The following is a 14,476-nucleotide window of genomic DNA, read 5'->3' as shown; positions in this document are numbered from 1 at the left end:
AGTGTTAAATAAGGGGTCTTCTTGTAATAGGCGGAAAATCGCCTCAAACCTGTATTTTTGATCTGGATCGTGGGATGCGCCTGTAAATCTGGTTTGAGACCCTTCTCATGAAGGGGGAATATGAGTTATCTGTGACATTTGTACTCTCCATTTATATATATTATAACATTTTTAAAATTATTTTTTAATTATTATTTATAAGCTTTGCATTAAGTAGTTTGTGAAAATTAAATAATGATAATAATATGATTATTAGTTGTTTGAGTATAAATATCTTTACGAAGATTTTCGGGCTTGTCGTCTTTCGGTTTGTAAGTGGCTCCAGTGGATAGGGTTAAAGCGGAACCCTTTTTTATGTTCTACAATGAGTTTTTTATTGCGATTCTCCCATGAAATGTAAGGACTTACACCCTTGAAATAGCGTGAAAGACGCCAAGTAGAATCGGATGCTTCGAAGAGACCTAGCTTTACCCCTCGTCGATGCCATGCATCGATTGGAGATAGGGCGATACGTTTTTGTTGGGAATAGGCTTCATAGCTTTCGACGTCGTAGTTTTTCCAGATGATATCAGTTCCTGCTTCGAGCCCTTCAACCCGGCGAATGTGGGTTTTTACCTGCTGGATTTGTGGGCTTTGACTTGTTTTAAGGGGTTTGAAAACTCTAAAATTAAACTGGAAGTCTTCTTTTAGCTCATTTCCTAAAAAGGTTCGGTTTCTTCCAAACATGGAAACGATGTCTCCTTCTTCAGTGATGTGATCGAATGCTAGATCTCCACCCATGGTTTTCATGACGTCTTTATGTTTTTTCATGAAGCTTGTAAATTCTCTATCATCATCATTATGAATTTTTAAAGTGCTATGAGAATAGACGTGCATCGGTGTGATAGGTAATCGGTGACGATAAGCCGTATGTTTGACAACATCAAATTGTGCGTCAAATCCTCCTAAGCTATTTCCTGCAGAAACAACTTGTGGAGGATGTTTCCCAATGAGAAGGTTATCGTAAAGGATACGATCTTTTTTCGAAGCAGACTTTTTTAATTGATTGATAAAATCCTGAGTTGAGTTTTTGTCATGAGAATTTGCAAAAAATGTCTCATTATTTTGTTGCAAACTTTGAATTTGTTGTCGATATTGCTGCTTTTCTACTGGGGTTAAGGTCAAGGTGCTGAGGCGGTAAGAGAACTCTTCTATCAGTTCTGTTGAGGCTGTTTCTAATGCTTGAACCTGCTTATTATAATCGTTTTCTTTTTCAGCGACAAAGAGGTAACTCATCCAAACAGGAAGTGTGTATTGATCGAAGAACTCACGGTCTTCAAGTTCTGTGGTGTTACTGTACTTATAACCTGCATGCTGAGCCACATCTCGAGAAATGGTCGGTCCTGCTCTTAAAGCGTAGCTTTGCCTACAGGTGTCACGCATGGCACGAAAAACAGGGAAGTCTCCAGACACATCTTCATTTGCAGGTTTAAAGACATACCAGAGCTTTCCATGCGCTGAATCGACTGCTTGATCTACACGGTACCAAACCGTTTCTCCGAAGCTATCTTTAAAAGGAGATGGAATGATTGCGCCTACACGCCAGTCACTTCCGTCTGCAGTGCTGACCATTAGATGTTTTTTAGCTGCAATTTTTACAAGATACTCGTTGAAAATTCTTAAAGCAATAGTATTACTATTTGGATTTACATCGAGAATTTCATGGTGGACTTGCGCCAGCTCTTGCATGTCAATTTCATAGCGCAAGGTTTCTTTATCGTCGACGTCGGCGTTATATGACCCTTTAATAGGGGCGTTAAACTTTCGTCCTGTGTAAGCTCCTTCCCAATCTGCGCGAGGAGTCATTACAGCATCCACGCAGCGGTTGAAAAATGCAGCCTCAAACTGTGCCTTGAGCTGTCCCATTGTAGCAGTTTTTGGATTTTGAAAAAGTGCAAGCATTCCTCTCATCTCGCGCATCGTAAAATCATGTTGGCCATGCGTGAAGAAGTCCATGACAGTTTGTCCTTCGTTACAATTTTGCAAAACGCCTGGGATTTTTTCTTGAAAGGCCTCTACATCACTCATTTCAATGTAATTTATTCCCGTGTTGAAATAATGAACATGAGAAGGGAGAAGAGGATGTCCTTCTGATTTCATTTTTTCCAAAGAGATTCCGAATGTTTTTTCAATGAGAGCGACTTTCCCTAAGCCCACTTCCCGCACGAGGAATTTTTGGTATGCATCAATGGTTGCGGTGTTTTGGGTTAAGTATTTTTGATAGATACCGGGGTTAAAAAAACGGTAAAAGAGACTCTCGAAACGGGAAAGACCCCGATTCGTCAAAACAACATGATCCTTATCGACGACAATGCGTGATTGTGGATCAAAGAAATTCCACTGTCTTGGAACTTCGGAAACCTTTTGTTGTGTGAGGTCAAAGTATGAGGTGGCAGCAAGGGTAAAGCCGTCTCGAAAATTTCCTATTTGGAGGGCTTTTTCTCTGTTTTTGCCGAAGGTTGAAGGACTTGAAAATGTCATGTGACAGAGGAGGTTTAAGTCTAGCTCCTCTAGGAAATCAAAGACATTGATATTCAAGATGCTCTGTGTTCCGTCAGCCGCGCGAATAGTCACAGGGGTGACTCCTCTACTGTGCATTCCAATTTGCGTGATAGCGAATTGCCCATCGGTTTTGCCTTCGAGGTGTTGGTAGAATGCTTTTAAGATGTTTGCGTCTTTAAGTGATTCAGTTTTAGTAGCATGAAGTTCATTGTCAAATCCTACGCGATAAGATTGCCCAATTGGACGAATGGTGATTGTGTCTTTTATAGTCATTTTTTCCCACAACCTCTCCGTAATTATAATAATTATAATATTTTTGATAATAAAAATAAATTAAATTATAAAGTGTTTATAATAAGTTATTTAATATAACTTTTTGTAGGTTAGTGTGGTATGTAATTTACTGGTTTGTAGAAGTTTGTTTATTAATTTTGTTGTATATATTTAATTTTTTATTATTTAAATATTAATTTATTATAAAATAATAATTAAGGGATAAGAAATGGAAGGGTCTAAACTATGGCTTCACTTCGCGTTGATACGCCAGTTCAAGAAAATACACAAATAGTTAATAAAGAAGATGATAGATTAATTGATTGCTCTCACTTACTCTTAGAGCGTGAGCAGTTAGGTAACCTAGGATCTTCTCTCGATCAAAGAGAGATCGAAGATGTTACGGTTAGTCCTGGAATCATGCAACAATTTGGGAATTGGATTTTTTCTGGATTCCAAACGGTCAAAAAAGCGGTTGAGCACTACCAAAAGAGTGACTTGACTCTTGGCTGGGTGATTAAAAAGTTCACCGGAACAGGGATTCGAGACTATAAAACAGCTTATACCCTTTTATCCGATTACGCTGCATTTCGTGAATCTCGGAAAAGTGGTGCTGAGACACATGAACTCCGTTTATCTGAAGATCAGAAACGTGCGCAAGACCTCTATGCACGCCGAGGTAAACTCAGTCCGTCAGAAGAAATTGAATTCAAGCAAATTTTAAGTCGACTGAATCGGGTAGGACTAGAAAAACGTCAAGCACTCTACCGTAATGCTCATTTCGTTTTGTCCCAAGTCGATGTCGCCACATTAAAAAATCAATCTCGAAATGACATTCAAGAGGGAGTGACTACCTATGTTTCTAAATTAAGAGGTGGAGATCTTGCACTTGATGACTACAGTATGATTGAACTTGTCGTTTCGAAAATTTTACTGATCGGAATGGATGAGAAAGTTGATTCTGAGCAACAAGTAGCTTTTTTAGCAGCAACTTATCAAGAGCATAATCGTCTGCAAACACAAGCGCAGTGCTTTACTGGGGAAGACTTTCTTCGAGTGAAAGTTGAGCAGCTGCAGTTTCTTTTCGAGGGGCTGGAGCATTTTAAATGGTCCCTAACTTTTGTCGAAGATGAACCCAAAGGAGACACTGCACGAACAATTGATGTTATGCGCGAGATGATGCGTGATGGAGAGTTTGATGGAATCAGAGATCAAATCCACTTCCTTGACTACGATGTCGATTTGAAAGAAGAAATTGCCATGTACAAAGATCCTAAAATTGCGGGGATGAGTGGGAATGAGTTTGCACGCGCTAGTGTGAAAGGAGGAGCCATTCAGGTGGGGCTGCGTTATCTTGCACAGTTAGCTCCAGACAAACAGTATAAAACGCCAAAAACTGCTGCGATCATTTATACAGACTGTGACACATCAGTGAATTTGGGGAATAGCGGGATTCTCTTAAATCAGATTTACAATCCAGAATTTGCACACGATATTGGGATTGGATCAAGACGGATTCAAGGAGCTCACGTTGTTGGAAAATCTGCTGAGCGTCACTTGCAATCTTTTGCTTTTAACTCACTTGTGAGACTTTTGTTAAACGTTCAGCTGACAGATACTCAGGTTGGAGCGAAGGTTTTCAGACCTAATGTGATTGCAGATGTTCATGGTGATTTTACAGAGCTGAGCATGGCTTTTGATCCGGAAATCTTCCGTTTAGCGACGAAAAAAGGACACAGCATCGGAGAGGATGGAATCGTTTGGACCGATTCAGCAATTGAATCGAAATCGGCAGACCAAAGTGGCTCGATGTTAAATGGTCTTTTGCGCATTTGGGAAAAGTCGTTTCCAGCAAATCCTCCAACGGATGCTCCGATGGGAAGTTTACAAGAATTTCAGATCAAAGGGCAGGCTTTGACACAAGAAGGAAAGCTCTTTCAATCTCTACTTAAACTTGCCAGTGATCCCAAGTGGAGGTTTGTGATCGAGCACCTCGATGATATCTACTTGGGACTTGCTCCTCGTGACTTTAAAAACTTCGTTCATGCCATTGAAAATTTCCTAAAAAAAGTTGCGACAAATGAATTATCACAAGATGAGCTGGAAGCAGTGGTGAAGAGTTTCTTAGTTTTGAAAGAAAACCTTCAAGAATCTGATGCGCTTGCATTTTTCTTTCACGAATTTCCCGAGGTGATGGATGTGATGGAGCTCCTGAATAAAGATCCACACTATGCACGGGTGATCGTTCCACTCCTATTTGGAGATAACCCCGCGACAAAGTTGATTTCAAGCCATGGCTATGACTCGTTTGGAAGGTTTCTCGATCGTTGTGATAAAAGGGAAGGAGACCAACCTTTTCAAGATTGGCTTGTCCATGGAAGAAAGCAAGTCACGACTTCTACATCGAAAGAGCGTGTGCTCATGGATCCGAATTTTGAGCGATTAGATCGAGGCATTGCACGAGTTGCGCAAATTCACGAAGAGCTCAAATTGACTGGAGAAAAACGTAAAGTCAGTCTTGTGATTCAGTACAACATGGATGGTACAAGTCGTGATTACATCGAACGGGTTTTAGTTCCCAAGATGCGTCAAGTGCAAGAATCACTTGGTGAATACGATACGATTGAGTGGGAGTTTCTCGTTGTTGATGCCCGGAAAGAGCGGACTTCTGGAGTTGAAAAAGACTTTGTTGAAATTTTAGAGCGTGAGTCAAAAGGAAATGTAACAGGCCGGCACATTGTTTTAGATGAGCCAACGGGAAAAGCTTCAGCTGTCCGTTTTGGGCTGAGTGATGGTGCTGAGTCAAGTGATTTTGTTGGGTTTATCGACTTTTCAGATAAGATTGACATCTTAGAAATAACCCATCTTTTTGCAGAGTGTCATGAAAAAAGTGGAGTAGCCATTGGTTCAAGGCGCTTAGAAGAAAGTGAAGTAGAAAACAAACCGATTCCTTTCTTGCTTCGTAGTATGGGGTTGAACCTCATGGTCAAAGCGATGTTTCCCCATCTTTTTGGCATCAGTGATACACAGACGGGATTCAAATTGTTTAGGGCAGGTGCTTGGCAGGAGATTGCAGCACTTGGATTGAAAAACGACTCGCTTGCATTTGATATCGAACTTTTGCAGCAGGCTAAACGTTTAGGACACACTATTTCAGAATGCCCAGTGGACTTTTTAGATAGTACACAAAACGTGGCAGACTTTGGAGAAGAGCAGATTTCAAGTCTCTTCGATGAAGTCATTGCGATACGAGCAACAACGAAAGATACTCCTGCAACTCCTCAATCGGCAGGAGAAGCGCGTTTGATTGGAGGAGGAGCTGAAAACATCGTTTACCGTCTTGCCGATGGAACGATTGTGAAAATCCCTCATGAAGCACTTGATCCCGACTTTACAGGCTTTTTAAAGCACGTTTTATTCAAAGGCCGAAAAGAAATGGGAATGGGCGATCAGCAAGACAAACTCATCACGTCGCAGTTTATTAGCAAATTGCTCACCTCGCCAAGATTTAGCAAATACATCCCAGCACTTCGAAGCTGGAACGATCTCAACATCTTTGTGATGAAAGTGATCACATCGTTTGAAAATAAAAACTACAAGTCAATGGGGTATACGACGGCTGCAAGACTGGGTAAAGACCTCGTCATTCCCTTTCGCTTTATTAAAGAAGACTTTGTTTTGGAAATCGACGGCAAGCCACGGGCCTTTACGGCGGCAGACAATGCAAAACAATCGGTTTTTGCTGATGAAGTTTTTAAAGACCGAGCTCAACGGTGTATCGATGCACAAGATGAAGAAGGATTACGAAGACTTGTCGATCAAGGGGTGGGTCTTTTCCGAGATCTTTGGGAAAGGGGACTTTTTGACCTCGATACAAACTTTATGTGTGATACCGGATTTATTGAAGATTCTACTGGTAGACAGCGGCTCATGGTCCTCGATCCAGGAGAACTTGTTGATGATCTTTCATTGATCAACCTTGAGGTTGCAAGGAATCAAGTTGATAAGCGGTACGACTACATCGAATTAGAAATTCTTCTTCGAAGCTTGCCTCCAGAAATGAAAGAGCGAGTTCTTGAATACTACAAAGGGCAGATGCATCAATTCCTCAATGAGATTGAAACAGATTTAAGCAGACCTAGTGAGGAGCGTGTTTTCGGATCTGGTCAGCTCTCAGGTGATTCATTTGAAGTCGAATTTCCCGAAGCCAAATTACCAAGCGTGGAACTTCAAGGGGACAAAACCGAAGGGCAAAAGAAAAGAGATGCCTTGCAGCGCAGTGCCGTTGGGTATCAACATGCCTATAGCCCACATGGAATGCCAAAACTTCCAGAAACGACAACCTCCTATCCTTATAGACATGTTGTTTCACATTCTCATCCCCAGGTCTTACATGACGGGAAAGTTGGAGTAGAAATGGGATCGATTGGTCCTTTAGCACCGACTTTAGTCGATGCCACCTTCTACAGACCCACAGAAGTTTTAATACTTGATGCTGGTTCAGCTACACGTGCTTCGATTCTCAAATACGGAGAAGATGGAGGGACAAAAGGAGGGATTGTCGTAGGAGACAAGCCTCTTTACGCGCATGCGGCACATGATTTGCAGTGGTTTGCTGAAAACTATCTTCCTGAAGGATATGTGATTCTTGCATCAAGTGATGATTTATTGAATTTCACACCTGACCAAGCTGAGAAAATGAAGCGGTATCTCGAAGCAGGTATTGGTTTTTACTGGTGTGACTTGCCCAATGGAGGGAAAGAAGTCATGCCCTTGACGGTAACAGACACAAAAGCATTTTTAAGGCATCACGCTTCATTAGGCGAGCTATCTGAAGACTTTTTAATGAACGTTCCGTTTGTCAAAGGGGCTGTCCAGTCTGTTGGAACTAAAGACTCGATTGAGACAGTTTTCCGCGCAGTAGAGACGGTGCAATCAACTGGTTTAGATGGAACAAATTCGGAAGGAGCTAGTGGAGGAGCGATTCCAGGAGCCTCTGTTCTCTCTGATACTTACGGTCAGTTCTTACAGTTCAATGCAGCACGCAAAATTGGAGGAATGAAAACTCCCTTCTTAATGGTAATGAGTAAAGAATTTTTAGCCGATTTCAATCGCGAAGTCATGCCTCTTCTTCCTTCGTATGTTTGGAACGACATCACTTGGGAAAATATTTTAGTTCGTGGAATGAAAGCTGATCGAACCATTTGGATGCAAAGTGGGAAACCCCCGCTTATGGATAAAGCGCAGTGGGGACAAGTATATGATAAGATCCAAGAGCTAAAAGCTCGGCATAACATTGATACTAACTCAAGTGAGCAAAATGCCGCGCGCGTTTTCGATGCTCCATGGCAAAACTTCGATGATCCCTATGCACTTTTCCGCTTTGCTACTGAAAGCATGCCTGACCATACAGTGGCGCATTCAAAAGGGACCTATGTTGCATTCAAATCAGAAATCCAAGGTCAGTTGATTTTTGAGGGCAAGACTGCTACAGAAAACCTCTTTTACAATGTTCATCTTAACCCAGATGAAACATTGCATGTCCTTCCTAATCATGTTGTGGCAAACATCAAGGGAGAGCTTTTCTCGATTCGCATGGGTGAGATGTCGAAAGACCAGCTTAAAAATGAGATGGTCTATCGGTATCAAGATGGGAGACCTGTTCCTTACAAAAAATACAGCGCCTTCATGAAAGAGATGGGTTCTTAAGCATCAGCTATGGCTAAGAAAGTAAACTTCATAAACAGCCTCCTTTGTTTAGGAGGCTGTGAATCGTTTTCAATCGGAATCTAATGCTCTTTTTTTTCCTAAACTTCTAACTCCCCATTTCATAGATTCAATAGTGAGTTTTTGAAGGTCAGGATCTTGCGTTTGAAATTTATACATCTCAGCAAGTTTGCGCTGTAATTCAAGGCTATTTTTAATTTCTTCGTAAGTTGGGATTTTCCTATTATGAACTTCGCAGTCAGCTTCAGAAAGAGAAGTCTTTGCCATACTTGTTTCTACTTTTAGAGCTGTAGTATAGGAGCGGCGGCTAAAACATCCCCAACTATTTATTAGTCTGACAGAAAATAGAGAGCTTTGTTTTGGTAACATTTCTAACAAAACTTTTCCAGCCATAACAACCCTTTTTGTTGGAAATACAGATATTTTCCTTTAGGCAATCTTAAAAATCAACTTTTCCAAGTTAAAGGGATGAATCAAGAGTTTTTATCTGATTAAGAGTGAGATGGTCTATCTCTACCAAAGTTTTTTTCTCAGAGATCACAGAAAAAGGTCCGATTTATTGAGACTTAAATTGGTAGGTGCGTAGGATTGCGGTTAAGAGGACCAATGCAACGAAGAGGGTTGCTAAGACAGTAAAGAATTGAGGGAGGAGAATCATTAGCGAAAAAAAGATAAAGGCTTCAGCCCGCTCCATCAATCCTGGACTGTAATGAAAGCTTTTTTCAGACTTATTTTCTTGAAACATTCCCACTACCAAAAACGAAGTGATACAAAGGAGAATGCTTCCTATCATCAGTAGGCAAAGTAAACTTCTGGAAGGGTCATAGAAATAGAGTCCTAAAATCACTCCCCATTCCACAGCGCGATCTGCAATGATGTCAAAGACAGCTCCTCGATTGGAAGTGGCTTGTTGGCTTCGTGCAAGAGACCCGTCAAGTGTGTCAAAAAAACCCGAGGTGATGAGAGCAATGAACGCAAAGAATGAGAGGTGCCATGCGAGAAAGAAAGGCACGAGAAGTCCGAAAAGTAGGCCAAAGAGGGTGAGTAATGCAGGCGAAATACGGCTCAGAAAATTCCATTTAAGTAAGGGGTGAATGATCCTTTTTTGATAAGGGGAACGGAAATAGCTATCGATCATTATTTTTGCCGTACTTCTTGATTAAAGGTTTAATAAATATAGGAATTAAAACGAAGACACCTAAGACAACTAGGGCGACCTTAATTTGCAAATTAAAAACCGCATCGAGTGAAAATGTTTGTCCTGTATCAAAAATGGCTCCAAGTCCACTTCCCGCTTGAGAATAGACATACGTTCCTGGAATGATCCCGATGAATGTGGTCCAAATATAAGTCCAAATTCGGACTTGGAAAAAGGCAGGAGCAAGATTCACAAGCCAAAAAGGGAAGAGGGGAATAAAGCGCAAAAAGAGAAGGTAGCTGATGACATTTTTTTGAAACCCTTTTTCCATTTTACTTAAGAAAGGTCCGGCTTTCCTTTTGAGGACATCTCCAAAAGCGGTTTTAGCGGCGATGAAAATGCACGTAGCTCCAATTGTAGCTCCGATCAAAACGTAGATAGTTCCAATGGGAACCCCAAAAAGGAAGCCTCCGAAAAGAGTTAAGAGGGTGCCCCCGGGAAGAGATAAGGCAACGACAATGATGTAGAAGAGGATATAGAGGAGGGGAGAGAGGATCGGATGGGCATGAATGTGGTTTAGCAACTTTGCACGGTGAACTTTTAAATTGTCAAACGTGAGATAGTCAGTGACACCTGAAAAGTAAGCGACAACCATCAAAATGATGATAACTAAGATGGGAATCCATTTTTTCCAACTCATGATTTTCGTTTGAAAGCTCCTAATAGCGTTTGCGTGAGATAAAGATCTGCTGCCTTTCGAATGGCTAAATTATACGTAGGGTAGGGATGAATGAGATTACTTAGTTTTCTTAAGGGGGTTTTTGTAAACATTGCCATGCTGATTTCCATGAGCATTTCACCAGCTCTTGGCCCTACAATTGTTGCTCCAATAATTTGGCTGCTCCATTTTTTTGTGATGATTTTGACAAATCCTTCTGTGTGCCCACTCGTCAGATTTCGGTCGACTTCAGCTAGAGAGACCGTGTAAATGGCAAGTTTTTTGGCTCCATATTTTTGCAGGGCTTCTTCTTCAAGCAACCCAATACTTGAAATTTCCGGATCAGTATAGGTTGTTCTGGGAAGAGGTTGATTCGACTTTTTAAACTTGAAGGGAAGAAGGAGGTTTTTGAGCACTGTTCGGGCTTGGTTTTCCGCATTATGGGTGAAGAAGGGTTGTCCTGTTGCATCACCTACAGCCCAAATGTGACGTTGATTTGTCCGTCCGTACTTATTGACGACAATTCCATTTTGCGTCCACTTTACTTCAGCCTTATCGAGATTGAGAGATCTTAAATTGGGACGTCTCCCGGTTCCAATAAATAGAGCATCCGCTTGAACGACGCGGCCTCCGACCCACACTGTATAACGGTCATCAAGAAGGATTTTTTTAGGACGATCTCCCAAGATAAGAGAAACACCTTCTTTTTGCAAAGTAGCTTCTAGAACCTGGCGAGCATCTCCGTCTTCACGCGCTAGAATTTTTTCATTTTCAATTAGGATGACCTCTGTTCCAAGCCGAGCAAGAGCTTGAGACAATTCACATGAAATTGGGCCGCCGCCAAGAAAGATCATACTTTTGGGAAGTTGTTTTAAATGGAAAATATTTTCGTTGGTATAAAAGGGGGTCTTTTCAAGTCCTGCGATGAGTGGGACAAAAGGAGTCGATCCGGTAGCAATGACAATCTGTTTTCCACGCACCTGCGTTTCATTGACGAAAAGGGTATGACGATCTTTAAAAGAAGCTGTTCCTTTGAGAGTTTTAACGCCGTGTTTTTGCAAAGCTTCTGGATCTTCATGCGATCGAATTGTCTCGACAATATCCCGAACACGATCGAGAACTTTTCCTGTATCGATTGTAATGGGCCCTGTTTGAATGCCGTGCTTTTCAGCCGATTTGATTGTGTGGGCGACTTGTGCTGATGCAATCAAAGACTTACTTGGAATACACCCGTAGTTGGTGCAATCCCCACCGAATTCACCTTTTTCAATGAGCAAAGTTTTTTTTCCGGCTTTTGCCGCACCTATGGCAATGACAAGTCCGCCAGCTCCGGCGCCGATAACAATGATATCGTACATTTGATTATTTGTTTTTTATTTTATATATATGAATTTTAGAAGATAGTTTGCAATGAGGGCTTCAATGCTAGCTGAAAAAAAACGGTTAAAGGAAAACAAAAAGAGGGAAAAATATTGGAAGCATTGGGGGCCTTATCTTCCAGAAAGGCAATGGGGCACTGTTCGCGAAGATTATAGTAAAGATGGGAATGCATGGACCTACTTCCCTTATGAAGAGGCCATGTCCCGTGCATATCGATGGGGAGAAGATGGGATTGCTGGTATTTCAGATACTCATCAGCGCCTGTGTCTAGCTTTTTCGTTTTGGAACGAAAAAGACCTCCTTTTAAAGGAGCGGATCTTTGGGTTAACTAACCTTGAAGGAAACCATGGGGAAGATGTCAAAGAGTACTATTACTTTCTCGACAATACTCCAACACATTCCTACATGAAGTACCTCTATAAATATCCTCATTCAGCCTATCCCTACGAAGAAATTCGCAAGGCCAATGCCGAGCGTTCCCAAAAAGAACCCGAATACGAACTTGTCGATACCGGCATATTTAATCACAATCGTTACTTCGATATCTTTATTGAATATGCCAAAGATTCCCCGACAGATATCTATGTACGATTGACTGTATGCAATAGGGGAAATGAGCAACAAGTCCTCCACATTCTTCCCACACTTTGGTCACGAAATACGTGGTTTAAAGAAGGGGTTGAAAAACCGGTGATCGAAGAAGTTGATGGGAAGATCAAAGCCTCTCACCCTACTTTGGGAACCTATTATCTCTATGGAGATGAAGCTGAAGAACTACTTTTCACAGAAAATGAAACCAACGAACAAGTCGTTATGGGAGCCCAAGAGCGAAAAGGGTTTGCGAAAGATGGATTTAATGACTATCTCGTTAAACGGGATACGACAGCAGTGAACAGCGAAAAAAAAGGAACAAAAGCAGCCTTCCATTACAAGTTTTTGATTCCTCCGCATGGCGAAAAAGTGATTCATCTTCGCTTGACAACAGAAGGAGAAGAAAAAAAGCCCTTAAGTGATGCTTCAAAAGTTTTTAAAGCCCGGTTTCGTGAAGCAGAAGAGTTTTATGGTGAGCTTTACCCCAAATGTTCCGAAGGTCTCAGCGAAATTGGACGTCAAGCGTTAGCTGGGATGCTGTGGAACAAGATGTATTACAACCTCATCGTTCCCGAATGGCTCAAAGGAGATCCCAATTTTCGACCGCCCCTCCCACCTCATGATTCATGCTCTGCCAGAAACAGTGAGTGGCTCCACCTCTATTCCGACGATATCTTTTCTGTTCCCGATACATGGGAATTTCCTCAGTTTTTCTCTTGGGATAGTGCTTTCCATGCCATTCCTCTTGCCATGGTCGATCCTGACTTTGCAAAAAGGCAGCTCTACATTCTGGCACAAGAGTGGTACATGCATCCCAATGGACAACTTGCGGCATATGAATGGAACTTTTACGATGTGAATCCACCAGTTCATGCTTGGGCAACTTGGAGGGTTTATAAAATCGAGCAAAAACGAACAGGAGAAACCGACCGGTTTTTCTTAGAGCGTGTTTTTCAAAAGCTCTTGCTCAACTTTACCTGGTGGGTCAACCGAAAAGATTCAGGAGGGCGTAATATTTTCCAAGGAGGGTTCTTAGGGCTGGATAATATCAGTGTTTTCAACCGTAGTGAACACTTGCCTAAAGGTGGAATTCTATACCAGTCTGACGCAACGAGTTGGATGGCTATGTTTTGTCTCAATATGCTGACCATTGCCCTTGAACTTGCAAAAGAAGATCGTACTTATGAAGATATGGCCAATAAGTTTTACAATCACTTCCTTTTGATTGCCGATGCCATCAATTTTTCAGCAGATCGTTCACACCCCTTATGGAATGAAGAAGACGGTTTTTATTACGATGTCTTAAAACTCCCAACAGGGGAAGAAATGCCCATCAAAGTCCATTCTCTTGTCGGACTTATGCCACTCCTTGCTGTCATGACAATTGACCCTAAAACACTTGAATCCCTACCGATTTTTAAGAATAAAATGGATTGGTTTATCAATCACCGTCACGATCTTTGCAGCAAGGTGGCTTGTATGAAAACTCCAGGAAATGAAGAGCGCCGCATTCTTGCAATCCTCGACAAAGATAAACTGACAAAACTCCTCAAAATGATGCTAAATGAAGAGGAGTTTTTAAGTCCATACGGCATCCGTGCTGTTTCCAAATGCCATGAGAAAAATCCATTCACTTTAAAAATCGATGGAGAAAGCTACTGCGTTGATTATGAGCCTGCTGAATCAACAAGCCGACTTTTTGGAGGGAACTCCAATTGGCGAGGTCCCATTTGGTTTCCAATTAATGTTCTGATCATCGAGTCGCTGCAAAAGTTTCATCACTACCATGGGGATGACTTCAAAGTCGAATGTCCCACAGGTTCGGGCAACATGATGAATCTTTGGGAAGTGGCAGCCGAGCTTTCTCGTCGCCTGATTAGCATTTTTGAAAAAGATGAAACAGGATCGCGCCCCGTTTTTGGCGATCGGGAAAAGTTCAAAACAGATCCCCATTTCCAAGATTACATTCTGTTTCACGAATACTTTCATGGAAACACAGGGCAAGGACTGGGAGCGAACCATCAAATGGGGTGGACTGGCTTTGTCGCCAAGCTGATCAAACAGCTCAGCGACTATCAGTGAGCCTTTTTTCGTAATCCCTCATCTGA

General features: G+C 41.7%; 7 protein-coding genes. 2 read left to right on the top strand and 5 right to left on the bottom strand.

The window, feature by feature from the left end:
• Window positions 1-276: 276 nt before the first annotated feature.
• Window positions 277-2,814 (bottom strand): hypothetical protein, encoded by a 2,538-nt coding sequence (locus tag SNE_RS09575; protein ID WP_013944216.1) that lies wholly within the window; start codon window positions 2,812-2,814, stop codon window positions 277-279.
• Between the two features lie 246 nt (window positions 2,815-3,060).
• On the opposite strand from SNE_RS09575, the gene SNE_RS12400 reads away from it, so the two are divergent.
• Window positions 3,061-8,523 (top strand): glycosyltransferase family protein, encoded by a 5,463-nt coding sequence (locus SNE_RS12400; protein WP_013944215.1) that lies wholly within the window; start codon window positions 3,061-3,063, stop codon window positions 8,521-8,523.
• Between the two features lie 69 nt (window positions 8,524-8,592).
• Here the strand turns inward: SNE_RS12400 and SNE_RS09560 are convergent, their stop codons facing one another.
• The 4 genes from SNE_RS09560 to SNE_RS09545 all read right to left on the bottom strand — a co-directional run bounded on the left by SNE_RS09560 (window position 8,593) and on the right by SNE_RS09545 (window position 11,755).
• Entirely contained in the window at window positions 8,593-8,934 is a 342-nt protein-coding gene (locus SNE_RS09560) for a hypothetical protein (RefSeq protein ID WP_013944214.1), read from the bottom strand.
• Window positions 8,935-9,097: 163 nt separating this feature from the next.
• Entirely contained in the window at window positions 9,098-9,679 is a 582-nt protein-coding gene (locus SNE_RS09555; RefSeq protein ID WP_013944213.1) for a CDP-alcohol phosphatidyltransferase family protein, read from the bottom strand.
• Window positions 9,669-10,379, bottom strand: coding sequence for a TVP38/TMEM64 family protein (locus tag SNE_RS09550; RefSeq protein ID WP_013944212.1), 711 nt, complete (start codon window positions 10,377-10,379; stop codon window positions 9,669-9,671). Before SNE_RS09550 ends, SNE_RS09555 begins: the two co-directional genes overlap by 11 nt.
• A complete protein-coding gene (locus SNE_RS09545; protein WP_013944211.1) occupies window positions 10,376-11,755 on the bottom strand; it encodes a dihydrolipoyl dehydrogenase family protein in 1,380 nt (459 codons plus the stop codon). Before SNE_RS09545 ends, SNE_RS09550 begins: the two co-directional genes overlap by 4 nt.
• A gap of 64 nt (window positions 11,756-11,819) precedes the next feature.
• On the opposite strand from SNE_RS09545, the gene SNE_RS09540 reads away from it, so the two are divergent.
• A complete protein-coding gene (locus SNE_RS09540; RefSeq protein ID WP_013944210.1) occupies window positions 11,820-14,450 on the top strand; it encodes an MGH1-like glycoside hydrolase domain-containing protein in 2,631 nt (876 codons plus the stop codon).
• Window positions 14,451-14,476 lie beyond the last annotated feature (26 nt).

This window comes from Simkania negevensis Z (genome assembly GCF_000237205.1).
GTDB classification, from domain to species: Bacteria; Chlamydiota; Chlamydiia; order Chlamydiales; family Simkaniaceae; genus Simkania; species Simkania negevensis.
The sequence above is the reverse complement of the archived record's forward strand: the minus strand, read 5'-3'. Positions and strand labels throughout refer to the sequence as shown.